Raw genomic sequence first — 24,819 nt, forward strand, 5'->3', positions numbered from 1 at the left:
TTGGCGCCAAAAGAAAAACCGCGGTCAAACACCGCGGCTGGACTTGGTGGAAGCGCGCGCCACCACCTTACCTGTATACATGGTTTGTTCCGGAAACTCGCTACCGCCAAGAATTTGCGTCAGGCCCATGACCGCCTGGCCGCACATGTACGCCGCCCGGTTGTCAAAAGACGTGATCGCCGGAGACGCGAGCCGGGAAAAGATCGAATCGTTGTAGCCGGTCACGCGGATGTCGTCCGGCACGTCCAGACCCCGGTATTGCGCGACCCGCTCGACGATGGCGGCCAGCTCGTCGTCGGCGCAAACGGCCGCGTCGAACGCGCCGTTTTGCAGCAGGTCGAACACTTGCCGGCCAAGCTCTTCTGTCTGGTCGCTCAAAATGAAAAGCGTCTGTTCGTCCACTGGAATGCCGGCTTCGCGGCACGCGTTTTGAAAGCCTTTGAACTTTTGACGCACGCTATACGTGTCGCGCGTGGCCAAAAAACAAGGCTTCGTCGCGCCGCTTTCCAGGCAGCTTGCCGTCAGCGCCTGGCAGCCGCCCTCGTCGTCGCATAAAATGCTGTAAATGTTGTCGTGGGTGAGCCGGCCGTTCAAGATGAACACGGGCACGTGGTTGCTGGCGGCGTAAATATAGCCGTTGTCGCGCTCGTTTTTTTCAATAAAATGCGAGCCGATAAAAATCAGGGCGTCCACATGGCGGGAGGCGAGCAGCTCCACGTGTTCTTTCTTTGCTTCCAATTCGTCTCCCGTACAGCAAAGCATCGCCGTATAGCCATGTTTTTTTAAATCCTGCTCTAAATAGTAGACGCATTGCGCCTGATACAAATCCCGAATGTTCGTCGAAAGGATGCCGATCGTCTTCATGCTGGACGTCGACATCCCGCGGGCGAACGCGTTGGGGGAGTAGCTGTTTTTCTCAATGACAGCCATCACTTTTTTTCTTGTTTTTTCTGAAACGTAACCCGAGTTGTTGATGACGCGACTCACCGTGGCGATCGACACGCCGGATTGTTCAGAAATATCGTAGATATTCATCGTTTCACTCCTTCAATTCGAAGGCTGGCTTGTCCATCCAAACGCAAAAGGTCGCGCAGCCTGTTTCCAATTCTACTGTTTTACTATAAACTGTTTTGGTTCTCGTTACGAGAACAAATTATCGTTGAACGCGTCCCGAACCATCGCCCTGGGCGAGCTTTTCGACCTCGTCCACCGACACCAGGTTGTAGTCGCCTTCCACCGAGTGCTTCAGCGCGCTGGCCGCCACCGCGAACTCGATCGCGTCGTGGCTGTTTTTGCCTTCCATCAAGGCGTGGATCAATCCGCCGCCAAACGAGTCCCCGCCGCCTACGCGGTCCACGATGTTCAAATCGTATTTTTTCGAGAAGCAGTACTCGTTGCCATCATACAGCATTGCGCTCCATAAGTTGCGGTTCGCGCTAATGCTTTCCCGCAGCGTGATCGCCACTTTCTGGAAGCCGAACGTGTCCATTAGCTGTTTAGCTACGTCTTTGTAGCCTTCGTGGTTGATTTGGCCGCCATGGATGTCCGTGTTCGTCGCTTCGATGCCAAACACGTCTTTGGCGTCCTCTTCGTTGGCGATGCACACGTCGATGTACTTCGCCAGCTCGCTCATCACTTTGTTGGCTTTTTCCTTGCTCCACAGCTTGTTGCGGTAGTTCAAGTCGCACGATACCGGAATGCCTTTTTCATGGCATTTCTTCATCGCTTCCAACGTGATGGCCGCCACCTCGTCGTTGAGCGCCGGCGTGATGCCCGTCGTATGGAACCACTCAGCCCCGTCCAAAATCTGATCCCAGTCGAAGTCTTCCGGGCTCGCTTTCGCGATCGCGCTGTCTTTGCGGTCGTAAATGACCTTGCTTGGACGCTGGCTGGCGCCTTTTTCCAAGTAGTAAATGCCGACCCGCTCGCCGCCGCGCACGATGTCGCTTGTGTTCACGCCGTATTTGCGCAGTGAGTTCAGCGCCGCCTGCCCGATTTCATGGGCTGGCAGTTTGCTGACGAAATGCGCGTCGTGGCCGTAGTTGGCCAGCGATACCGCGACGTTGGCTTCGCCGCCGCCGTAGGTCGCGCCAAAGCTGTCGGCCTGCACGAAACGCGTGTAGCCTGCCGGCGCGAGCCGGAGCATCAATTCTCCGAATGTAATGACTTTTTTCATTTTATCCTCTTACCTCATTCAATTTTTTGACTGCCTGCCGCGTCATTTCCTCGATCTGGTCGAACGCTTTCGCCTCGATCAAGTCTTTCTTTACCATCCAGCTGCCGCCGATGCAAAGAATGATGTCCTCTTTCAAATAGGCATCCATGTTCTTTTCGGAAATGCCGCCGGTCGGCATGAATTTCATCATATTGTAAGGCGCCGCGATCGCTTTGATCATCGCCAGACCGCCTGCCGGCTCGGCCGGGAAGAACTTCACGACATCGAGTCCAAGGCGGTACGCTCTTTGGACATCGGTTGGCGTGCACGTTCCCGGTGTGACCGGAATGTCTTTTTCGATGCAGTATTTGACGACTTCCTCATCGAATCCGGGGGAAACGATGAACTGCGCGCCCGCGTTGATGGCTTCGTCGACTTGTTTTGTCGTCAAAACCGTACCCGCACCGACGAGCATGTCGGGACGGGCGGCTTTCATCGCCTCGATGCAGGCGGCGGCTTCGCGGGTGCGGAATGTCACTTCCGCGGCGGGAAGACCGCCTTCGCAAAGGGCGTTGGCCAGTGGCGCGGCGTCTTCCTTATGGTCGAGAACGACGACCGGGATGATCCCGATCTCGTGGAATCGCTGTAAAGTTTTATTCATGCTTATTCTCCCTTGTTCAGGCACGCCTGCATGGCGGCCATGGCGCCTTCGTTGTCTATCGTGTCCAGCGCGCTTGTTACCGCGTCGTGAAGGCCTTCGATCGCGTTCAAATCCTGTCCCCAGAAGCTCGTGTTGCCCAGAACGAGGGAAACGAGCTGCGCGTTTGGCTTGTCGCTGTTGGCGGCAAAGAATTCGAGCACGTCGGCGTCGTCCTTGATCGTGTACGGCTGTTTCGTGACCGGATTTACGGCTTTTAATCCATCGGCGTCCAGTTCCTTGCCGCGGTAGAAGGCGATGTAGCTGGCCAGCGACGTCGTGAGCGCTTTCGGGAGCTTGTGGAACTTGTCCACGTAACCAAGCAGGGAAGGGAGGACGCGCGCCTTCCACTTCGCCGTCGAGTTGAGCGAGATTGCGAGCAGCTCGTGGTCGATGAACGGATTTTTGAAACGTTCCGTCACGGCTTTGGCGAATTGCTCGCAGTCTTCCTTCGAAAGCGAAAGCGTCGGGATGATCTCGTTGTAAATGGCTTCGTTCATGTACGCGCTGATCGTCGGATCGTACATGCAGTCGCGCACGATCGTCTGGCCGGCCAGAAAGGCACCCAGCACCATCGACGTGTGCGCGCCGTTCAAAATGCGCACTTTCTGCTCCTTGTATGGCTTGTGGTCGTCGGTCACGATGATTGGCAGACCGGCTTTTTCAAACGGCAGCTCGTCGCGCAGCGACTGCGGACCTTCAATGACCCAGACACCGAAAATCTCGCCGGTGTCCAGCGTATTGTCCACGTAGCCGTTTTCCGCGTTCATTGCGTCAGCTTCCGCGCGCGGATAGCCGGTGACGATGCGGTCGACCAGCGTCGAGCAGAACACGTTTTCTTTTTGGATCCACTGAATGAAGTCTTCGCCCAGGTTCCAGTCTTTGGCGTGCTGAAGGACGCATTTTTCGAGTTCCTTGCCGTTGTTGTCGATGAGCTCGCACGCCAGGATGATGAAGCCCGGCAGCTGCTGCTGGAAGCGGGCGAACAAAAACTGCGTCAGTTTGGCCGGGTAGCTGGCGGCTGGCGCGTCGGCGAACTGGCACGTTGGATCGTAGGCGATGCCGGCTTCGGTCGTGTTGCACGTGATGAAGCGCAAATCCGGTTTTTTCGCCATGTCGAGCACCTCGTTCCAGTCCTCGTAGGCGTTCAGGCAGTTTTTGACCGCCGAGATGACGCGCTTTTCGCGGACTTCCTGGCCATCCTGGAATCCTTGCAAATACAAGGTGTACAAGCCTTCCTGCTCGTTGATGATGTCCTTGAGGCGGAATGCGCCCTGGCTGATTGGCTGCACGAGCGTGACTTTCGTGTCGAAGCCGGCTTTCTCGTTCATTTGGTCGATGAAGTAGTCGACGAATCCGCGCATAAAGTTTCCTTCGCCAAACTGCAATACGCGAACCGGCGCGTCTTCCAAAAGGTAGCCTTCGTAGTTCGATTGTTTCAAAGTTTCGTAATTTAATGTTTTCATATGTTTGTTCCTCTCGAATTTACAGGGTGACGCCCTGCTTGAAAATCGCCATGTCGTGGAAGCCCGCTTTTTCGCTGGCGACAAGCTCGCCGCTGGCGACGGCGAGCACGAAGTCCAAAAGCTCGTCGGAGAGCTCGTCGAGGTTTTTGGACTCGAGCAGCTGGCCGCAGTTGAAGTCGATCCATTTCGACTTGTGCTTGGCCAGCAAGGAGTTGCTGGAAATCTTCATCGTCGGCACCGGGGAGGCGAACGGCGTGCCGCGTCCGGTCGTGAAGAGCACCATGTGCGCGCCGCTGGCGGCCAGCGCCGTGCTGGCGACTAAATCGTTGCCCGGGGCCGAAAGCAGGTTCAATCCTTTGTGCTGCACTCTTTCCCCATAGGAAAGCACGCCTTCGACTGGAGCCGAGCCCGCTTTTTGCGTGCAGCCCATCGACTTGTCCTCCAGCGTGGAAATGCCGCCTTTTTTATTGCCGGGCGACGGGTTTTCGTAAATCGTCTGGTTGTGGGACTGGAAATACGTCTTGAAGCCGTTGATGAGATCGACGGTTTGCTCGAACAGCCGCTCGTTTTCGCAGCGGTTCATGAGCAGTGTTTCCGCGCCGAACATTTCCGGCACCTCGGTCAGGATCGTCGTGCCGCCCTGGGCGATGAGCTTGTCGGAAAACGCGCCGACGGTCGGGTTGGCGGTGATGCCGGACAACCCGTCCGATCCGCCGCACTTCAAACCAATGACGAGCTCGCTGGCGCCAATCGGCTCGCGCTTGTCGTTTTTCATGCGACGGGCGAGGCGTTCGACGCGTTCGATGCCGGCCGCGATTTCATCCTCGACGTCCTGGCACACGAGATACTCGATGCGATCGCTTTCCGGGTCGTTCAAATATGGCTTGATCGTGTCGATGTTCGAGTTTTCGCAGCCCAGCCCGAGCACGAGGACGCCGCCGGCGTTGGGGTGCTCGATCAAATCCGCCAAAATGCGGCGGGTGTTGTCCTGGTCGCCGCCCATTTGCGAGCAGCCGTACGGATGCGGAAAGGCGCACACGGCTTCCACGCCGTCCTTGACAAGATGCGCGCTCGCTTTCTCGATGGCCTGGGCGATGTTGTTGACGCAGCCCACGGTCGGAATGATCCAGATTTCGTTGCGGATGCCGGCCTTGCCGCTGGAACGGCGGTAGCCGGCAAACGTTTTTTCCGGCCGCGGCGCCAGCGCCGGGATGTCTGGGGTATACGTGTAGTCGAGCACGTCGCCTAAATTGGTTTTGATGTTGTGGATGTGCACCCATTGTCCGGCTTCGATCGGCGTCGTAGCGTGGCCGATCGCCAGACCGTACTTGACAATGTTTTCGTCTTCGCCAATCGGGCGCAGGGCGAACTTATGACCGGGCGCGATGTCTTCGATCAATTCGAACGAACCGTTTTTCGTTTCGATGCGCTCTCCTTGTTTCAAGGGGGTCAAGGCAACCGCCACGTTGTCTTGCGGATTGATTTGGATCCATTGTTTATCCATTGATTTTCCTCCTGTTTTGCATACACATTTTTCGGTTTATGTGTAAAGGCTTACATATTATTTATCATAAAAAGTAGGGAGGTGTCAACGGAAGGGAATAAAAAATGACTTGAAAATGGCAGACATTTTATTTTCATCGGGGAAGAAACGTGTAAGAAAGACCAATAATTTGGGGAAGATATAGATTTTTGTCAAATGAATAAGCAAAACTTAAATAATAGATTGCCTTTCTTTTTTCAATCCTGTATAGTGGTTTGCTGTAAAGGCTTACACATAAAATTGAAGCGATAGAAGGAGAAACAATCTATGAAATTATGGAGACGGCTTTTCGCAGGTGTCGCCGCGATGGCGATGACTTGCAGCCTGGCCGGTTGCGCGGCGTTCGATTCCGTGACCGGCGGCAAGCGGATCATCCGGATCGCCCACGCGCAATCCGAAGAGCATCCCGAGCATATCGGCATGCTGGCGTTCAAAGAAATCATCGAGGAACGCCTTGGCGACAAATACGAAGTGGAAATCTTTCCCAACGAGCTGCTTGGCTCGGCCCAGAAGGCGATCGAGCTGACGCAGACCGGCGCAATCGACTTTGTGGTCGCCGGAACGGCAAACGTGGAAACGTTCGCGAAATCGTACGAAATCTTTTCCATGCCTTACTTGTTCACGTCGACCGACGCGTACCATGAGGTGATGAACGATATCGACTACATGCAGGCGTTGTACAATTCGACAGACAAGTCGGGATTCCGGGTTTTGACATGGTTCGACGCGGGAACGCGCAGCTTTTATTCCACGAAGCCGATTCGCACCCCGGACGACTTGAAAGGACAGAAGATCCGCGTGCAGCAGTCGCCGGCTTCCGTCAACATGGTGAAGGCGTTTGGCGCGGCCGCCAGCCCGATGTCGTTTGGCGAGGTGTACACGGCTATCCAGCAGGGCGTTATCAACGGCGCGGAAAACAACGAGCTCGCCCTCACCAACAACAAGCACGGCGAAGTAGCGAAGTATTATTCGTACAACCAGCACCAGATGGTGCCGGATGTGCTCATTGGCAACACGAAATTTCTTGAAAGCCTGAGCGACGAGGAATACGCGGTGTTCATGGAAGCGGCGCAAAAGGCGACCGAGGTGGAAATGGCCGAATGGGTCAAAGCGGTAGAAAAAGCGAAACAAATCGCGAAAGACGAGCAGGGCGTCGAGTTCATCGAAGTCGACATCCAGGCGTTCAAGGACAAAGTGTCGGACGTGCAAAAGGAAATGCTCGAAAACAACCCGGATATCGTGGAGATGTACGAGCATATCCAGGAAGTCAACCGCAAATACGAAGAAAAGGAGTAGGAAACGATGTTGAAAATTACGAAAACGATCCGGAAACGGATGGATCAGATCATCATGGGCGCTTGCGTCGTCTTGTTCGCGTTCATGGTCGTGATCGGCTCCTATCAAATTATTACGCGCTACTTTTTCAACCGGCCAAGCACGGTGAGCGAGGAGCTGCTCACGTACAGCTTTGTTTGGATGGCGCTGCTGGCCAGCGCCTACGTGTTTGGCATCCGCGACCATATGCGGATGGGCTTTCTGGCCGACAAGCTGCAAGGAAAAGCGAAGCAGGCGCTCGACATTTTCATCGAGATCCTGATTTTGGGCTTCGCGTTGCTGGCGCTTGTGTGGGGCGGCAGCGCGATCATGCAGTTGTCCATGCAGCAAATGACGGCTTCGCTTGGCATCCCGATGGGATACGTGTACACGATTTTGCCCGTTTCCGGCGTGGCGATTCTCGTATACAGCGTGTTGAACATCATCGACATGTGCCATGGCGAAAATTTAGACATGCACAGCGGTGTCGAAGAGAAAGGGGACGTGTACTAAGATGACAATCTCTTTATTATCCGGTTTGATTATTCTAGTTCTTTTGGTGGTTATGCTGCTTTTGGGCGTGCCAATCGCCATCGCCCTGGGGATTTCCTCGGTGTGCGCGATTTTGCCGATTATGCCTTTCGACGTCGCGGTGCTCACCGCCTCGCAGCGCATCTTCTCGGGAATTTCCGTGTTCTCGCTGCTGGCCATTCCGTTCTTTATTTTGGCGGGTAACATCATGAACCGCGGTGGCATCGCCATCCGCTTGATCAACCTGGCGAAAATGCTGACGGGAAAAATGCCGGGCGCCCTGGCGCAGACCAACGTTTTGGCCAACATGCTGTTTGGCTCGATTTCCGGGTCGGGAACGGCGGCCGCTTCCGCGATGGGTTCGATTATCGGGCCGGTTGAAAAGGAAGACGGCTACGATCCGAATTTCTCGGCGGCGGTCAACATCGCGACCGCGCCGACTGGATTGCTCATTCCGCCAAGCAACGTCATGATCACGTACGCCCTCGTTTCGGGTGGCGCCAGCGTATCCGCCTTGTTTATGGCCGGCTACATTCCGGGCATCCTGTGGGGTCTGGCGTGCATGATCGTCGTGTACTTTCTGGCGAAGAAAAACAAGTTCTACTCCAACGTGCAAATGAGCGGGAAGGAAAAGTGGAACGTGCTGCTGCAGGCGCTGCCTTGCCTGCTGCTCATCGTCGTCGTGATCGGCGGTATTATCGGCGGTATCTTTACCGCGACAGAAGGCTCGGTCGTGGCCGTGGTGTACTCGCTTGTTCTTTCGCTCTTTGGCTACAAGTCGATCAAATGGAGCGACTTGCCGGCCATCTTCAAGGAAAGCGCGCAAATGACGGGCATCATCATCTTTTTGATTGGCGTGTCCTCGATCATGTCGTGGGTCATGGCGTTCACGGGCATCCCGCAGCTGGTGAGTGAAGGGCTGCTTGGCTTGACCGACAACAAAGTCATCATCCTGCTGCTGATCAACGTGATTTTGCTCGTTGTTGGCACGTTTATGGATATGACGCCGGCGTGCCTGATCTTCACGCCGATCTTCCTGCCGGTTTGCACGGCGCTGGGTATGGATGTCATCCACTTCGGGATCATGCTCATCTTCAACTTGTGTATCGGCACGATCACGCCGCCGGTGGGCACGACGCTCTTTGTTGGCGTCAAGGTCGGCGGGGTCACGATCGAGTCGGTCATCAAGCAGCTGCTGCTGTACTTTGGCGCGATCTTCGTCGTGCTCATGCTCGTCACGTACATTCCGCAAATCAGCTTGTGGCTGCCGACTGTGCTGGGCGTCATGTAGAAAACCCAACAACAAACGCAATGTAATCGACTGGTTTCGCCATGGAAGCGGATTCAGTCGATTTGTACAATAAAAATGATTATAAAATAAAAGACAGGAGAACCATTATGAAAAAGTTTATGGACAAGGACTTCCTTCTCGAAACCGAAACGGCGAAGGAACTGTTTCACGATTACGCGGCTGTCGTGCCGGTGCTCGACTACCACTGCCACATCGACCCGCAGGAAATTTACGAAAACCGCCAGTTTGAAAACATTGCCCAGGTATGGCTGGGGGGCGACCACTACAAGTGGCGCCAGATGCGCTCGAACGGCATTGACGAATACTACATTACCGGCGAGGCGTCGGACTGGGAAAAGTTCGAGAAATACGCGCTGACGCTGGAAAAAGCGATTGGCAACCCGCTGTACCACTGGTCGCATTTGGAGCTGCAGCGCTTCTTTGGCATCGACACGCCGCTGAGCACGAAGACGGCCAAGGAAATCTGGGACAAAGCTAACGCGATGCTCCAGCAGGACGATATGCGCGTGCGCAGCCTGATTAAAAAGGCGAACGTCACACTCATTTGCACGACGGACGATCCAATCGACGATTTGAAATGGCACAAGCTCATCAAGGAAGACGAAAGCTTTGACGTGCAAGTGCTGCCGGCATGGCGTCCGGACAAGGCGGTCAACATCAACAAGCCGGATTTCATGGCGTATGTGGCAAAGCTGGAAGCGGCGGCCGATATGAAGATCGACTCGTTTGCCGATTTGAAAGCGGCGCTGGCCAAACGCATGGACTACTTCGCGGCCAACGGCTGCTCGGTAGCCGACCACGGACTGGACTATGTGATGTACGTTCCGGCAAGTGACGAGGAAATCGAGACGATTTTCGCGAAAAAGAAAAACGGCGAGACGCTTTCCAACGAGGAAATCGTGAAATTCAAGACGGCGATCATGCTGTTTTTGGCCCAGGAAAACAAAAAGCACGACTGGGTGATGCAGTTGCACTATGGCTGCAAGCGCGACAACAACACGACGATGTTCGACAAACTCGGACCGGATACGGGCTTCGACTGCATTTCCAACGAGGCGCCGGGTGCGCAGCTGGCCGATTTCCTGAACGCGGTCAACGCCAACGGCGGTTTGCCGCGCACGATCATTTACTCGCTTAACCCGGGTGACGACGAAATGATTGGCACGATTATCGGCTGCTTCCAAAACAGCGACGCGATCGGCAAGATCCAGCAAGGATCCGCCTGGTGGTTCAACGACAACAAGACGGGTATGCAAAAACAAATGACGTCGCTGGCCAACCTTGGCTTGCTTGGCAACTTTGTCGGCATGCTGACGGACTCGAGAAGCTTCCTGTCGTACCCGCGTCACGAGTACTTCCGCCGCATTTTGTGCAATCTCGTGGGCGGCTGGGTTGAGAACGGGGAGTTCCCGTACGACATGGATTTGCTCGCGCCGATCATCAAGGGCATTTCCTACAACAACGCTATCGAATACTTCGGATTCGACTTGGAAAAGAAATAAAAAACAATTTCAAACCGGACGCGTTCCGGTTTTTTTCGTGCGAAAGGGTTGCAGGACTGAAAGCGGTTTCATAAAATAAGAGGGAAGGAATGGTAGTACCAATTTGAAAAGGTGAAAGCAATGAAGAAAGTCAGTTTTTTTTACGACACGACAACCCAGGATCTTTGGGTACCGGACGACACGCCGGTTTTGGAGTCGAAAGTGGACACGCTCAAAAGCGAGCGCGACGGGCGGACGATTGTGCGCGAGGCGATGGAGCATCCGATTGGCTCCAAGCCGCTTCGCGAGTTGGCGAAAGGGAAAAAAGATTGCGTGATCATCATCAGCGACCACACAAGACCAGTGCCAAGCCAGGATATTTTGCCGGAAATGATTCGGGAGCTGGAAGAAGGCAATCCGGACATCAACATACGGCTACTTGTGGCGACCGGATTCCACCGGCCGACCTCGACCGAGGAGCTAAAAGCGAAGCTGGGCGACGCGTTGTACGCCCGCTTTCAGGACAAGATCCTCGTCCACGACGCCCACGATCCGTCCCGGAATGAAAAGATCGGCGTTTTGCCGTCGGGACCGGACTGCATTGTCGACAAGGACGCGGTGCATACCGATTTGCTCATCGCGGAAGGCTTTATCGAGCCGCACTTTTTCGCCGGCTATTCGGGCGGGCGCAAAAGCGTGCTCCCCGGGGTGGCCGACGCCGTCACCGTCATGGGCAACCACTGCTCGAAGTTTATCGACGATGCGCACGCCCGGACCGGGATTTTAAAGGACAACCCGATCCATACCGACATGGTGGAGGCCGCCAGACTGGCAAAGCTGGCGTACATTGTCAATGTCGTCATCGACGAAAAGAAGAAAACCGTCGCGGCGTTCGCGGGCGATTTTGAGCAGGCCCACGCGGCGGGCTGCGCGTTTTTGGATCCGTACGTGTGCGTCGAGCCCGAACCGGCCGACATCGTCATCACGACCAACGGTGGCTATCCGCTCGATCAAAACGCGTATCAGTCGCCCAAAGGCATGACGGCCGCCGAAGCCACGGTCAAAGACGATGGCGTCATCATCATGCTGGCGACATGCAAAGACGGCACAGGCGGCGATTTCTTCTACCATATCATCGCCGACGAGCCGGACATCGAGACGGCGTATCAAAAGTTTCTGGCGACGCCGCAAACCGAAACCCGTCCCGATCAGTGGTGTTCGCAAATTCTGGCCCGCATCGCCCGCAAGCATCCGATCATCTTTGTGGCCGATCCAAAACAAAAAGAAATGATCGAAGGCTTGAAGATGACATACGCTCCATCACTGGACCAAGCGCTGGCGATGGCGTACGAAATGAAAGGGAAGGACGCGACGCTGACATGCATCCCAAACGGCGTGTCGGTTGTCGTGAAGGAAAAAGAGTAAAAAACCGGCGAACGCCAGCCGCGTTGCCCATCGAACAGACGAAAAAACCGGAGCGAATGCACTCCGGCTTTTTTTTATGGCGAGTCACGCTCCAGACTGTGACTGCCTTATTTGGCGAACGTTTCCATAAAGTTGGCGTACGCGCCATATAATCCCGCATCGTTGAGAAATTTGCATCGGTCGATCTGCATAATATCCAGTAAGTTGAGAGAAAAAGATGGTGTCAGATCTTCGACGCGTCGTTTGACTTCGTCAAGCAGTTTCGGCTGCATCGAAACCGCTCCGCCAATTAAAACGATGTCTGGATTCAAAGTGTAGGCGATGTTGTAGATGCCCATCGCCACGGCATCATAGAAGGCGGACACTTTTTCGCTGCAAAGCGCGTCGCCTTCCTCGGCCCGGCGGAAAATCTCGATGCCGTCGAGTTTTTCGTCCAGCTCGTTGTTGACGCTTTCCACAAGCGCCCGCGTGGAGGCGAAGCCCGAAAGGATCTCGTCTTCCGGCTTGTCGGTGTGGATCCCGTTGATGAACATGAATCCAAACTCGCCCGCCATCTTGGCGTTGCCGGTGTAAAGGCGGTCGTTGATGATGATTCCGCCGCCCACGCCCGTGCCCAGCGTCATGCAAACCATGTTTTCATAGCCCTGGCCGTTGCCCATGTAGTGCTCGGCGATCGTGGCGCAGTTGGCGTCGTTTTCGATGGCGACCGGCAAGCCGGTCCGGGATTGAAACCATTCCCGGATGGCCAAACCGTTGAAGCCGTCGATGACATTGCCTGAAAGAACCGTGCCCGTTTTGTTGTCGACAAAGCCGGGCGAGCTGATGGAGAGACCGTCGATCTTCGCCCTCTTTCCATACGTCTGCACGACGTTCAGCATTTCATTCAAAACGTGATCTCCACTGGCGCGCTCGGTTGGAAAGCTGCCCTTTTCAAGCAGTTTTCCGTCCTCGATGAGCGCGTGCTTGACGGCGGTGCCGCCAATGTCGAAACAAACCACTGTTTTCATCTTATTCCGTTTCCGCCTCGATTTTCACGTTTTGGCGATCAAGCGATTTCAGGAACGGGAACCAGCAGAGCGCCACGACAACGAGTTCGACAAGTTGCACGACACCGCCTTGCCACGAGTTGGTCGCCAGCATGCCGGAAAGGAAGATCGGCGTCGTCCAAGGCACGGTGATTCCGGTCGTGTAAGGCACCAGGCCGGCCGACATCGCGAAGTAGACGATGATGACGTTGATGATTGGCGCCACGACCCAAGGAATGAAAATCGTCGGGTTGAGGACGATCGGCATACCGAAGATGACCGGCTCGTTGACGTTGAAGATGCCCGCCGGCGCCGCCAGACGTCCGATTTGTTTAAGCTGCTTGCTTTTGCAGAAGAAGATCATCAGGATGACCGCGCCCAGCGTCATGCCCGAGCCGCCGATGCCGACGGTGAAAATCTCGATAAACTGCTTTGTGACGATGTTCGGGATTTGCGCGCCGCTCTGGAACGCTTCCAGGTTTTCGAGTGTCAGCGTGTTCCAGATTGGATCCAGCACCGAATTGACGATGATCTGTCCGTGCAAGCCGAAGAACCACAGAAACTGAATCGCGAGAATCGCCAAAATCGTCGCGCCAAGACCACGTCCAAGGCTTACAAGCGGCGCCTGCACGATTTGGTAAATAAAGTCATGCACGTTGCCCCAAGGCGTATACATAAAGCCGATCCGGATCAGCAGGAACACGGTCAGCGTGATCACGGCCGGAATGAGGGCCGCAAACGATTTGGAAACCGCAGGCGGAACCGATGAAGGCATTTTGATCGTCCAGTTTTTCTTCGTGAAGAAGCAATACAGGAACGAGGCGAAGTAGGCGCCGATCATGGCGACAAACATGCCGCGCGCGCCCAGACGGTCGATGTTGAAAATGTTGGATACGAGCATTTGGCCGCCCGCTTCCAAGTCGACGTTCATTTCCATCGGGGTGACGAGCAGGAAGGCCGCCAGCGCGATGGCCGCGCCGAAGATTGGATCGCATTCCTTGTCTTTCGAATAGTAGTAGCCGATACCGAGGCACAAGAAGATGGCGGCAATCGACATCGTCGCGGTCGAAGCCGGTCCGAGCAACGCGTTGAGCGTGCCGGCCGCGTCCTCGCCAATCAGGTTGGCTAAAAACGGAAAGTTGGCGATGATCAGCGTGATTGATCCGAAAATCGTCAGCGGGAACGCGAGCATGAACGCGTCACGAAGGATCTCAAGCGGTTTGAACGCCGCCAGTTTCGATCCGAATTCGAGTAAAGGTTCCGTAAAACGGTCAAGTGATTTCATAATTTCTTCTCCTTATTTGCCGTATCGTCTTTCAATGGATCCATTTTGAAAGGGGATACATCGTTTACGATCACATCATATATCATAATCAAACAAATGTCTAGACATATAATGAAGAAAAGTATACTTAATCAAAGGAAAAAATAAGTATAAATCTATATAAAAGGAAAAAAATTAAATTTTTTTTAAAAAAAGTGTCCATTTTTCGAAAAAAAAACGTATATAAAAGGTGTGGCAACCAAGTGCCCTGGAAAGGAGTTGTTATGAAGCAGCAAATCAAAACGATGAACGAGCGCGGCGACGTGCTGGAAATCGCGCTTCAAGATGAAAACGCGATGGATCCGGACTTGATCGCCGCCATCCGGCACGACGACTACTGCCTCGATCCGATCGACAACGCCAACGGAACGCTGGCGTACCGGTATGGAAAGAAAGTGCCGGTTGCGCATTTTTTAAAGCACTATGTGTTTGAAAGCGGGGAAGGGTACGATTTTTTGATCGAACTGCTCGAGAAGGCGATCGCGGTCAATCGCTCCAAACCCGTGCTGCTGGATCTGGACTGGATCTATATCGAACGCGACGGCACCGGGCTTGCGTTTGTGGTCGTGCCGCTCAAGCTGGATTACTGGCTGTACCGCAAGGAAGACTGTCTGGCCTTTGTCCGGGCGCTGGCCGCCACGTTTCAAACCGCGCACGACTATGAAGTGACCGGCTATTTGCACGCGCTTCTTCATTCCGAGGAATTTTCCATTCCCAATCTCGTTCTCGGACTCAAGGCGCTTCGCCGCCAGTACCACCCGAAAAAATGGTACGACCGCTGGTCGAAAAAAAGAAGCGACGGCTTTTTGGCCAGAGAGGAAGTGGGCGGATACTTTGTCGAGCCCGCGCCCGTCTTGCGCCGCGAGGACAAGATCCTCCATACCCAAATCATTGGCGCCCTCGACCAGGACGCGCCGTATTTGCAAGATGAAAACGGCACGCGCTTCGACCTTTTGTTCGAGTCAATGGTTGTCGGACGGGCGATGACGTGCGAGATTGCTCTGGACGAGCCGAACATCTCGCTTAAACATGCCCGCATCACCAAAGACGGCGACCGGTGCTATATCCAAGATTTGAAATCCAGCAACGGCACGTTTTTAAACGACAAACGCGTGCAGCGAAAAATGCGGCTGCGTCCGGGCATGCGCGTCGTGTTCGCCGACCACGTCTTCCGGTTTTATGAGCGACCGCTTTGAATTTTCCAAAACCTTGTGCGTGACCCGCCATTCCCAAGTCGATGAAGTCGTCGATTGCAAGACCGGCGTGCTGTACGTGCGAAAAACGCTTCTCGATCCGAAAGATCCCATCCTTCGCCGGCAGTTCATGCTTGAAATTGAAATTCTCGCCTCTGCTTTCTCTCCTTACGCGCCCCATCTTGTCGACGTCAACGAATCGTTTGGCTCGCTTTGTCTTGTCGAGCAGCACATCCCGGGCATCCCCCTGGATCAATGGCTCGCCTCGCGTCCATCCAAAAAGCGCCGTCTTCGCCTTGTTTTCGCCTTGCTCGACCAAATCGAATCGCTCCACGCCCTTGGCTTTCTTTACATCGACTACAAGCCCGCCAACATTCTTGTTCAAGACGACCAGCCGCATTTGATCGACTTCAACGCCTGCGTTCCGCTCCACGCCTCCACGATTTATCTTTCCAGCGTCCCGATCCATCCCAAACAAGACGCCTTTGAAATCGCCGACGATCTTCGTCTGCTCCATCCGCTCCTTCGACGCCTCGTTTCCATAGGCAAACATCCCAAATCTTCGATTCCGTCGCTACGTCGCGCGCTGCGACGATCACGCCTCAAGGTTGCGGCCTATATTCTGTCTGTCTTTCTCGCCGCCTTTGCCGGGCTGGCGAGCGGGGCGCCCCTTGAGCCGACCGTGCTGGAAGCGTACAAAAACAAACAGGAAACGCTATATTCGCTCGTAGAAAAAGAAAAGCTCGACGACGCGTTTTGGAGCGATGAAAAAAACGTCTTGTTTCTGGTGCGGGAAACGATTCGCGCCGACGATCCCGGTCTGAGCCGGGCCGTGTTCGAAACGATTCCGCCCGCCACGAAAACACGCTATGAAGACGAGATCCTGCTGCTGGAATGGAGCGGCATGCTGTATGAAAACCTCACCACGGAAAAGATGGAGCGGCTTGTCGACAAAACGAGCCATCCGCGCCACGCGGCTTTACTGCTGGACATCTGCATTCAAAACGAAATCTACTTGTCTATTTCGCGCCAGCAGCGCATGTACGCCTTGCTGGCCGAGCACGATCCGCAGCGAATCGTGGAATACGCCCTTTTTTTGAAAAGCCGGGCCATTTTGGAAATCGAAGCTATCGAGCCGTATGTCGACTTTCAAGATCCGGCCCTGCGCCCGCTATTAGAAATATGGAGAACAAATACCTAATGAATACAACGCAAGAAATCCCGAAGCCGCCAATCGAGGCAGCCGCCACCGCGGAAACGATCCGCATCGAACTCGCCGACCACGTCGATGTGTCCCAAAGCGTGATCGTCGTCAATGGCGAACCCTGGAACGGCGAACCTATCGACGTCCACGACGCCCGCCGTTTTGAAATCGAGTTTTCGCTCGTCGATCCAAACGGAGAGCCCATCCAGGCCGGCGTGCTGGACGTGGAAGGCGACAAAGAACCACCCGCCTTTCAAATCAACGTTCCCGACGAGCTTTTGCTCGCCGAAGACACGCTGCTCGATGTCCGGGCCGAAAGCGAGGATCTCGCCCGGATCCAGTTTTTCGTCGACGGCGTCGAATACAAAAAACGCGAGCTCGTTTTAACGCCCGCGATGCGCGAAGTCCGCGTCGTGGCGCACGACCGGGCCGGCAACACAACGGAGCAGACGATCCAAATCGAACCACTCGTCCAGCCCATCCTCCACATTCGGGGCGCCGGCATCGAAATCGAGCATTGGCGCGACGGGTTTACGCTTTGGCACAACGGCGAGGAAAAAGCCGTCGACGAAGCGCGGCTCGTCCCCGGCACCAACACGTTCGAAATCCGAAGCGGCGCCTTGCTCGAACCGCTCGTTCTCGAGCCGGTCGAATACAAGCCCGAGCCAGTCACGTTCGAAGCGAGCTGGGAAGACGACACGCTTCATTTCGCGCTGTCCCGCCCTGTGAAAACCGTACGCTGGAAAATCGGCGAAACCATGTACGACAACGTCGATCGTGTCAAGTGGGGCGCGCAAAGCGAGGGGCAAACCGTGCGAATCGAGGCGGAAATGACCGATTTAGACGACCAGGTGTTTTTCGCTTCGCAAACGGTTTCCATTCCCGCCATCCAAGCGCCGCTCCCGCTTCCCGCGCCCAAACCTCAGCCACAACCTCAGCCTCAGCCACAGCCACAGCCGGATCCTGTCGATTTTGCCGACGCGCGCCCGGCATTGAAGCCGCCGCTCGATCCTTTTAAGCCAATCAAATTCGTCGCCACCTCGTCGCTCAAAAGCGAAGCCATACTGGAAAAGACGTTTCGGCTCGACGACCAAAAACAACTCGACGTGGCGTGGAAAAAGGAGCCGGCCATCCAGACGCCCCGGCTGGAAATTGTCAACGAGGCGCTTGTTCCCGCATCCGGGCGCTTTGCCAGCGAAAAGGTGCGAATCGTGCTGGCCGACACCGATCCGGAGCGGGTCGAGTCCATTCGCGTCAACGGGAAAGCCGTTTCAAAAGACGCGCTGGAGCAAGACCGGCTGCAACAGGCGTATTTCGAAATCGACACCGCGCCCGACCAGTACGTTGTCGATATCGCGTACCGGGACGCCGACAACCAAATCCAAACGTTGCGCCGCGATTTCGAAGTGGAAGCGCCCGCGCCCAAACCGGCCTGGGCAGGCGGCTGGGCGCTGCTGCTCGCGCCAGTGATTTGGCTTGGACGATGGCTGTGGCGCCATGTATAGACTGGTCGTATGCAAGCCGGACGCGGCCGAGTGGTTTGACTTGGAGCCGGGCGCGTCCGCCGCCGGAAGCCTGGCTCTTTCCTGGAACGAGGAAAGCGTCGTGGTGGAAGGGGTGGGACGCGTGTCCTGGAACCAGCCGGCGCGCCATCGGGAAACGACCGTCTTTATCAAGCCGCTTGAAAAGTACGCCATGAAGCGCATTGGCGCGAAGTTCACGCTGGGGCGAGAGGATTTTCAACAGCCCGACCCGCATCTTTCCGGGATGCATTTCACGATTGTGAACGACCGTCTTGTCGATCAAAGCACGAATGGAACGTATGTGAATGGGGCGCGGGTGAAGGAAGCCGACTTGCATGCGGGCGATACGATTTTGGCGGCCACGACCGTTTTGTATTACTATCCGCCGTTTTTGTTTAGCGACACGCCGTGGCGCGACGAACCATGGCCGGAAGAGCCAGAAGAAGAGACAGGCGCGCTGGCGCCGCGTTGTTTGATCGAACGATGCAAGATTCCCGTTTTTGACGCGCTGGAACCGTTTGTCTCGATGCCTTCGGCGGCTCGCTCTTCGCTGGCCGGCGCCCTGGCGCCCTCGTTCATGATGTTGTCGTCGACCGGGATCTCCTTGTGGATCCAGGCCCGGATCGCGCCGGAGCGTTTAGGAAATTTCCTGCTCATGTCGATGTCCTCGTTGTTCATGTCGTTTGCGTTTTTGATGCTGGGATTGTTTCAGTTTTTCCATGGCCGCCGCCAAAACCGCGCGCAAATCCTCGAAGCGAAAACGTTGTACATGGACTACGTGCGCGAGCGGCTCGACGACTACGCGCAAGCCGTGCGGCGCTACACGCTGGCATTTGACGACTCGTCCAAACAAGAACACTGCCTGTGTCCGCCCGACTTGATTCCGATTGAAATCGAGCGCGTCCCCGTCGCGTTGCCGGCCATGCCGGCGGTCAACTACGCGACGCGCAAATCGGAGCTGTACACGGAAGTTCAAAACGAAATCGCGAAGCATCAAAAATCGGCGCCAGTATGGCGGCCGTTGGCCCGGCAGGCGGCGATTTGGATCCGGTGCGCGCCGATGGATTTGTTTTGCCACATGGCGGCGCGAGCGGACGAAAAGAGCAAATGGGTGTGGATTTGTGCGCCCGGCACGCTGCCGCGGCTGCATGGGTTGTGCGTCGAAGAGCGGATTTTGCGTTTTGACGATGTCGAGCAGGCGCTGGCGGCGATAGGTACGAAGACGATGTACTGGATCGTAGTCGAAAAGGAAATGCTGCCGGTCAAACCGTTGCGGCTGCCCGACAACGCTTCCTTGATTTGCTGCGCGGAACACATGCCGTCGTATCCGTTTGACCAGACGGTCGAACAGCCAAGTCTTTTGCGTCATCCGCTGCCGCGCCAGGGATGTCCGGCGCTCGTGTCGGTTCACGATATTTTCGACTTGGAGCGCGGCGTGGCGCAAGCGCGAGGTGGTCAAAAGGACTTTCGGTTTGTGATTGGCGTCAACGAAGGCGGCTTGGTCACGCTGGATCTTTTGGGGGCGCACTTGCTGGTGGCCGGCATGACCGGTTCGGGGAAGTCGGAGTTTTTGGCGACTTTGCTGCTGTATGGCGTCGTCTACTTTTCCAGTCAGGACTTTCAGTATTTGCTCATTGATTTCAAGGGCGGGGCGTTTGGCAGCGCGTTTTACGCCTTTCCGCACTGTGCCGGGCAAATCACGAATTTGGAAGGCGACCAAATCGAACGGTTCATGGCGTCGCTGCGTTGCGAAATCAAGCGTCGTCAAACGATACTGGCTTCCTTTCAAAAGCAAAGCGGGCAAGTGGCGGATATCGCGTGGTATCGGGCGCACGGGCACGCGATGAGCCACGTCTTGATCGTGGTGGATGAATTCGCCCAGCTCAAGCTCCAGTACCCGCATGTCATGGACGACTTGAAGGAAATGGCGCGGATCGGCCGCTCGCTTGGAATCCATCTCGTGCTGGCCACGCAAAAGCCGGCGGGCGTCGTCGACGAGCAAATCTGGTCCAATTCAAAGTACCGCATTTGTTTGAAGGTCAATTCCGCCAGCGATTCCCGCGAGGTTTTAAGCCACGACAAGGCGGCAACGATCGAAGAGCCGGGCACGTTTTACATGCAGGAAAGCGAAAAGGACGAGGTGGTCGGCCGCTCGTTTTACGTGCAGGCCGGCGTCCGGCGCTGGCATGTCGAAGGCGCGCGGGACGACGGGGCGGATTCGATTTTGAACGCCATGAAGAAAAACGTGCTGGCGCTGCCGGAAACGACCGCGCCCATCGTGCAGCCGCCGCTTGATTCGGTCGCGTTTGACTCGCTTTGGCTTGTCGACAAGCCTTGCGAGCAAAAGCTCGAGGGGTACGACATCCCTTTGGGAGAGCGGGTGGCGGTATGGGCGGGGCGCCACCGGCGCGCGGTTGTCGAAAGCATTCAGGCCCGCTTTGACCCGGTGTATGTCGAGCATCTTCATTTTGAGCAAAGCTCGCTTTGGTTTTTGCAAGCGATCGAAGATCCGGTGACGGTCGTGATTGACTTTGACGCCGCCTGGCTGGACAAGGCGGCCTGGCTGGACAAACCGAACATCCGCCTGATTTGCCTGTTTTCCCAAACCCATTCTCGCTTCGAACCGTTTTTGGCGGCTTCCGCCTGCCGTATCGGTTGCGATTTTTCGAACCCGGAAGCGGTTCGTCAGTTTTTCAACGATTTTATCCACGATACAAGAAAGGACTTTCCCATGGCTTTACTTTCCATTCAAAACGAATACTTTACCGCCCGCTGGTGCGTGCCGTCAGCGCCTTCGCCTTCGCGTCTTGCGCCGCTGCCTTGCATGGATGGCCGCTTTTCGCTCAATGAGGCTCAAAACTACTTTTCCGAACCGGTTCTTGGCTACGACGCGCGCTTTTTGCCGATTTTCTGGACCAAAAAGCGCAAGCTGCTCGTCTGCTACCGGGAATCCGGCCGGCAGGAAGACTTGTTTTATTTGATGCAGGTGTGGCGCCACAACGACCCGTTTTTGCGCGTCGCGGTCGGAAGCGTAAAAGAAAATGCCGACATTTTGATTTTGGATGTCGAAAAGGACAAGAGCTTGTTTCAGGACGCCACGTTCCAGGCGCGCCTTTATGACTTTGACGTGATGTGGGTGGGCGAAGGATTCAACGACTACGCGTTTTTGCTCAAAAAACGACTGGTCCACACCGAAGGTGAAGTCATCGTCTTTCAGGAAGGGGGCGTGCAGACCGGACGCCTGCTGGAAATTTATGCCTAGATTGTTCGTCTATGTGCGCTCGATCGACCGGGGCGGCTGGCGCATCGTGTCGCTGGACCCGGGGCTGGCGGCTTCCGTATTCGTCGCGCAATGGGGCGAGATGGAACAGGCGGCCCACTACCACGCCTTGTACAACGTGGAACTGGAACGAAAAATAACGGGGACGCTGGAACGCGTCGCCCATGGCGATCATTTGATCGTCTTTTGAAAGAGAGGAAAAAAATGAAAATTACAGTCAATTATGAACAACTTTACCAATCAGGGAACGCCCTGCACGCCCAGGCGGGCGAATACGAGCAGCTGATCGAGCGGATCAACCGGCTGATGCTGTCGACAAGCGACGTGTGGCAAGGAAGCGACAACGACGCGTTCATTCAGCAAGTCGAGATTTTGTGGCCGCAGCTCATGCGCATGGTATATGTCATCGAGTCGTACGCCAACGTCTTGAAGACGTGCTCGCAAGCGTACGAGCAGCTCCAGCAAAACCGCCTGGCGCAGGCTAGAAATTTATAGGAGGAGTGACAATGTCGAGATTAAATATTTCCGCTGCCGACTTGATGCAGCATTCCACGCAGTTAAAAAGCATGCAAAGCGAGATTCATGGCGTATTTAGCCAAATCCAATCGAAGATGAACGAGGTGCAATCCATTTGGACTTCGCCAGCCGCCTCCCGGCTGATGGACGAGTTCCAGACGCTGCACCCGATGTTCGAGTCGTATTTGCAGACGATTGAAAACCACGCGAACTACTTGTCACAAACGGCTGTCGCCTACGAGGAAAACGAGGCGCTCATGGAGAACTCGTTCCATGCATAGAGGCTATCTTGTCTATGAGCGGGCGACGACGCAAATCGCCGCCTTGCAGCAGGACATCCCTTCTTTTTTATCCGCGGCGGAAACGCGGTACGTGTCCAAGGCGCTGGCTTCGTTGCAGGGGCTGATCAACACGCAGATCATGGAGATGGATCGGCTTGGTTATCGACACAAACGCCTGTGAGGCGTATGCCGGGCGCGTCCATCGCCTGCGGACGCAAATCGTGTTCGCGGATTTCACGCTCGCCAGCCGCCATCAGACGATTTTGGCGAAAATCGAATCGCTGCGCCAGTACTTTTTAACGATGGCCCGCCAGGCGGCCGCGACGGAATCGTCGCTTCCCATCACGACATCGAGTTCGTCGGTTGGACAGCCTCGTTTTTCTTACGGCGTGGATTTGCGTCCGGTTTCGCAGCTGCTAAAAAAACCGGATCCGATGCGCGCGAACGCGAGCGCGTCGCTACATTATTTGAGCGTCGGCTCGGTGTATTCGACGAAATACTTTGAGCAAAAGACGTCGATGCAAGTCGGCAACGCGCAAGCGAGCGGGGAGTGCACGCTTCAGCTTTGGAACGAGAAAAAGCAGTTTGATCCAAAGCTCGCGCTCTCGGCCCAGCTCGATGGCAGCCTGCTGGATGTGGCAAGCCACACAAGAGTGGGAACGGATATGATCAACGCGACGTTGGACGCCAGCGGAAAAGTGGGCGCGGCCAGCGCGAGCGCCCAGGTCGTGATGTCGGCAGACGAGCAGACGTTTCAGGCCCAGGGTCATGTGGCCGCCTTGGAAGGGGAGGCGGTTCTGGCGTTTCATTTGTTTGGCGCGAGCGTTTCGGTAAAGGGGTCCGGATCGCTGTTGAGCGCCGGCGGCGACATTTCCTACTCGCATAAAAACCGGGAATGGGAAATGGGCGCCAAACTTGGATTCATTGCCGGTCTAGGCTTAAAAGTCCATGTCAAATATTAAGGAAATCAACAGAAAGGAGGAAAACCATGCCGGAATTGCTGCCGCTCGGTTCGATTGTCACGTTAAAAAACGGCGACAAGAAAATCATGATTGTTGGCCGGTTCCAGCGCCACGAGCCGTCGAAAAAAGTGTTCGACTACTCGTCGGTGCTGTGGCCGGAAGGAATGATTGATTCAAAGCGTTTGTATTTGTTCGATCACAACGATATTGAACGAATTTATTTTATCGGAATGCAAAACGAGGAAGAATTTAATTTCCGCTTCGTTTTGGAAGAAGAATACGAAAAAATAAAATAAACGATGGATTGCACTTGCCTGGGAATTTGCCTAAAATATAAGTAGTGAAAAGGCGAAGGCCGAGGAGAGAGAAGTATGAAGAGGTTTTTGAAATGTTTGTTTGCGATGATGATGGTTGTCGGATTGAGCGCTTGCTCCAACAGCGAGCAAGAGCAGGAAGCGATCAAAGTCGTCATTGATTCGTATCTTGGCAACTGCAAGAGCGGCGACTACGAAAGCGCGGACGCGTTTTTAAGCAAGGACGCGGGTTCGGATCTCGAATTCGCGGCGGTGTATTCCGAGCTGGACAGCCAGCTGGAAAGCATGGGACTTGGCGAGGATTTCGACCGGGAAGCCCGTTCGTTCGTGCAGGATTTCGTGTCGAAAACGTTCATGGAATATAAGGTGGACGGCATTCAGGTCGATGGCGACAAGGCGACGGCGAATATCACACTGAACGGAAAAGACACGGATGAATTCGATTTGAACGAGATCCAGGATTTGACGTTAAACGAAGTGACAAACTACATCAACGATCACACCGAAGAATTGCAGTCCTATGCGGAAAACCATACGGAAGAGGAATTGGAAGCAAAAATGTATAAGGACTTGTCGAAGGTCGTGTTTGACAAGATGAAGGAAATGGTCGCACAGCTGCCGGAAGCCGAAACGAATCTGGTGTTCGGCTTGACCAAAGAAGACGGCGACTGGAAAATCACAAGTATTCAGGAAAAACAATAATATCTATCGAAAGAACGAAAGCACTGTCGGCAGGCGGTGCTTTTTTTAACGGGCTGCAAAAAAAACGGTCCCGAAGGACCGGCAGGAAGCGGCTTTACCGGTTTTGGTGGCGGTAAGCAGTGATTCGCCTGATTTTCAACGCGTTTTCCTCGCCAGGAAAATGAACCGGATTGACCGGGTGTTTCGCGAACAAGGCCAGCAAGTCGATAAGGTCCCAATACAACTCCTGCACATCGACCGGACCATACATGCGAATGGGCAGGACGTAGAGCGGTTTGCGGTCGTGGCAATATCGCTCGTTGAACCGCTTCACATCGCGTGAAAGATGAGGACACAAAATGAAAATATCGTACGCCTCGATCTTTTTGGAGGCAAGCAGAAACGGGCAGAAGTCGATGGACAATTCGGATTCAAGACCATAGTGCTTGATTCCTTTGCGGATGCGTTCGGCCATCGTGCTGGAGGAGAAGCCTCCTTTGCAGCAAATCGCGGCTTTGATCATACGCGTCTTTCCTTTCTCTTTTCCTTTATTTTAAGATCACAGAAGCGAGGAGGCAAGAAGGAGTCGACT

At 55.0% G+C, this 24,819-nt stretch carries 24 protein-coding genes; 16 read left to right on the forward strand and 8 right to left on the reverse strand.

Features of this window, described 5'->3' with window-relative positions; translation table 11 throughout:
- Positions 1-24: 24 nt before the first annotated feature.
- From E5336_RS05120 to E5336_RS05140, 5 genes are all read right to left on the reverse strand, one after another.
- Complete coding sequence (locus E5336_RS05120) at positions 25-1,035, reverse strand: LacI family DNA-binding transcriptional regulator (protein WP_135980000.1); 1,011 nt, start codon at positions 1,033-1,035, stop codon at positions 25-27.
- A gap of 118 nt (positions 1,036-1,153) precedes the next feature.
- A complete protein-coding gene (locus E5336_RS05125) occupies positions 1,154-2,176 on the reverse strand; it encodes a sugar kinase (protein ID WP_135980001.1) in 1,023 nt (340 codons plus the stop codon).
- 1 nt (position 2,177) lies between these two features.
- Complete coding sequence (locus E5336_RS05130; protein ID WP_135980002.1) at positions 2,178-2,816, reverse strand: bifunctional 4-hydroxy-2-oxoglutarate aldolase/2-dehydro-3-deoxy-phosphogluconate aldolase; 639 nt, start codon at positions 2,814-2,816, stop codon at positions 2,178-2,180.
- A gap of 2 nt (positions 2,817-2,818) precedes the next feature.
- Positions 2,819-4,318, reverse strand: a complete 1,500-nt coding sequence (locus E5336_RS05135; RefSeq protein ID WP_135980003.1) for a tagaturonate reductase — start codon at positions 4,316-4,318, stop codon at positions 2,819-2,821.
- A 19-nt stretch (positions 4,319-4,337) separates the two neighbouring features.
- A complete protein-coding gene (locus E5336_RS05140) occupies positions 4,338-5,822 on the reverse strand; it encodes a UxaA family hydrolase (RefSeq protein WP_135980004.1) in 1,485 nt (494 codons plus the stop codon).
- Positions 5,823-6,128: 306 nt separating this feature from the next.
- Between E5336_RS05140 and E5336_RS05145 the strand changes: the two genes are divergently transcribed.
- From E5336_RS05145 to larA, 5 genes are all read left to right on the forward strand, one after another.
- Complete coding sequence (locus E5336_RS05145; RefSeq protein WP_135980005.1) at positions 6,129-7,157, forward strand: TRAP transporter substrate-binding protein; 1,029 nt, start codon at positions 6,129-6,131, stop codon at positions 7,155-7,157.
- Between the two features lie 6 nt (positions 7,158-7,163).
- On the forward strand, positions 7,164-7,688 hold the full coding sequence (locus E5336_RS05150) for a TRAP transporter small permease (protein WP_135980006.1): 525 nt from the start codon (positions 7,164-7,166) through the stop codon (positions 7,686-7,688).
- Position 7,689: 1 nt separating this feature from the next.
- Positions 7,690-8,997 carry a TRAP transporter large permease gene (locus E5336_RS05155; protein WP_135980007.1) on the forward strand — a complete coding sequence of 436 codons (1,308 nt, stop codon included), beginning with the start codon at positions 7,690-7,692 and terminating at the stop codon, positions 8,995-8,997.
- Positions 8,998-9,104: 107 nt separating this feature from the next.
- Positions 9,105-10,520, forward strand: coding sequence for a glucuronate isomerase (uxaC, locus tag E5336_RS05160; RefSeq protein ID WP_135980008.1), 1,416 nt, complete (start codon positions 9,105-9,107; stop codon positions 10,518-10,520).
- Between the two features lie 120 nt (positions 10,521-10,640).
- On the forward strand, positions 10,641-11,924 hold the full coding sequence (larA, locus tag E5336_RS05165; protein ID WP_135980009.1) for a nickel-dependent lactate racemase: 1,284 nt from the start codon (positions 10,641-10,643) through the stop codon (positions 11,922-11,924).
- Between the two features lie 107 nt (positions 11,925-12,031).
- On the opposite strand, the gene E5336_RS05170 is transcribed toward larA, so the two are convergent.
- The gene (locus E5336_RS05170) at positions 12,032-12,931 is read right to left on the reverse strand and encodes an ROK family protein (RefSeq protein ID WP_135980010.1); all 900 of its coding nucleotides are present in this window, start codon (positions 12,929-12,931) and stop codon (positions 12,032-12,034) included.
- Between the two features lies 1 nt (position 12,932).
- Positions 12,933-14,234, reverse strand: coding sequence for a PTS cellobiose transporter subunit IIC (celB, locus tag E5336_RS05175; protein WP_135980011.1), 1,302 nt, complete (start codon positions 14,232-14,234; stop codon positions 12,933-12,935).
- 263 nt (positions 14,235-14,497) lie between these two features.
- Between celB and E5336_RS05180 the strand changes: the two genes are divergently transcribed.
- The 11 genes from E5336_RS05180 (at position 14,498) to E5336_RS05225 (ending at position 24,248) form a co-directional block, all read left to right on the forward strand.
- The gene (locus E5336_RS05180) at positions 14,498-15,469 is read left to right on the forward strand and encodes an FHA domain-containing protein (protein ID WP_135980012.1); all 972 of its coding nucleotides are present in this window, start codon (positions 14,498-14,500) and stop codon (positions 15,467-15,469) included.
- Positions 15,453-16,667 carry a protein kinase domain-containing protein gene (locus E5336_RS05185; protein WP_135980013.1) on the forward strand — a complete coding sequence of 405 codons (1,215 nt, stop codon included), beginning with the start codon at positions 15,453-15,455 and terminating at the stop codon, positions 16,665-16,667. Before E5336_RS05180 ends, E5336_RS05185 begins: the two co-directional genes overlap by 17 nt.
- Positions 16,667-18,175, forward strand: a complete 1,509-nt coding sequence (locus E5336_RS05190) for an SDR family oxidoreductase (RefSeq protein WP_135980014.1) — start codon at positions 16,667-16,669, stop codon at positions 18,173-18,175. Before E5336_RS05185 ends, E5336_RS05190 begins: the two co-directional genes overlap by 1 nt.
- Complete coding sequence (locus E5336_RS05195) at positions 18,168-21,455, forward strand: FHA domain-containing protein (protein WP_135980015.1); 3,288 nt, start codon at positions 18,168-18,170, stop codon at positions 21,453-21,455. The genes E5336_RS05190 and E5336_RS05195 overlap by 8 nt, the downstream gene beginning before the upstream one ends.
- Entirely contained in the window at positions 21,448-21,663 is a 216-nt protein-coding gene (locus E5336_RS12380) for a hypothetical protein (protein WP_168353559.1), read from the forward strand. The genes E5336_RS05195 and E5336_RS12380 overlap by 8 nt, the downstream gene beginning before the upstream one ends.
- Positions 21,664-21,677: 14 nt before the next feature.
- Positions 21,678-21,968, forward strand: a complete 291-nt coding sequence (locus E5336_RS05200) for a WXG100 family type VII secretion target (protein WP_168353560.1) — start codon at positions 21,678-21,680, stop codon at positions 21,966-21,968.
- An 11-nt stretch (positions 21,969-21,979) separates the two neighbouring features.
- Positions 21,980-22,270, forward strand: a complete 291-nt coding sequence (locus tag E5336_RS05205) for a WXG100 family type VII secretion target (protein WP_135980017.1) — start codon at positions 21,980-21,982, stop codon at positions 22,268-22,270.
- Entirely contained in the window at positions 22,263-22,451 is a 189-nt protein-coding gene (locus E5336_RS05210; protein ID WP_135980018.1) for a hypothetical protein, read from the forward strand. Before E5336_RS05205 ends, E5336_RS05210 begins: the two co-directional genes overlap by 8 nt.
- Positions 22,426-23,232 carry a hypothetical protein gene (locus E5336_RS05215; RefSeq protein WP_135980019.1) on the forward strand — a complete coding sequence of 269 codons (807 nt, stop codon included), beginning with the start codon at positions 22,426-22,428 and terminating at the stop codon, positions 23,230-23,232. The genes E5336_RS05210 and E5336_RS05215 overlap by 26 nt, the downstream gene beginning before the upstream one ends.
- A gap of 26 nt (positions 23,233-23,258) precedes the next feature.
- Positions 23,259-23,528 carry a DUF4176 domain-containing protein gene (locus E5336_RS05220; RefSeq protein WP_135980020.1) on the forward strand — a complete coding sequence of 90 codons (270 nt, stop codon included), beginning with the start codon at positions 23,259-23,261 and terminating at the stop codon, positions 23,526-23,528.
- 75 nt (positions 23,529-23,603) lie between these two features.
- Positions 23,604-24,248, forward strand: coding sequence for a hypothetical protein (locus tag E5336_RS05225; protein WP_135980021.1), 645 nt, complete (start codon positions 23,604-23,606; stop codon positions 24,246-24,248).
- Between the two features lie 94 nt (positions 24,249-24,342).
- Here the strand turns inward: E5336_RS05225 and E5336_RS05230 are convergent, their stop codons facing one another.
- Positions 24,343-24,750 (reverse strand): PTS sugar transporter subunit IIB, encoded by a 408-nt coding sequence (locus tag E5336_RS05230; protein WP_135980022.1) that lies wholly within the window; start codon positions 24,748-24,750, stop codon positions 24,343-24,345.
- Between the last annotated feature and the right edge of the window lie 69 nt (positions 24,751-24,819).

This window comes from Dubosiella muris, assembly GCF_004793885.1.
Classification (GTDB): Bacteria; Bacillota_I; Bacilli_A; order Erysipelotrichales; family Erysipelotrichaceae; genus Dubosiella; species Dubosiella muris.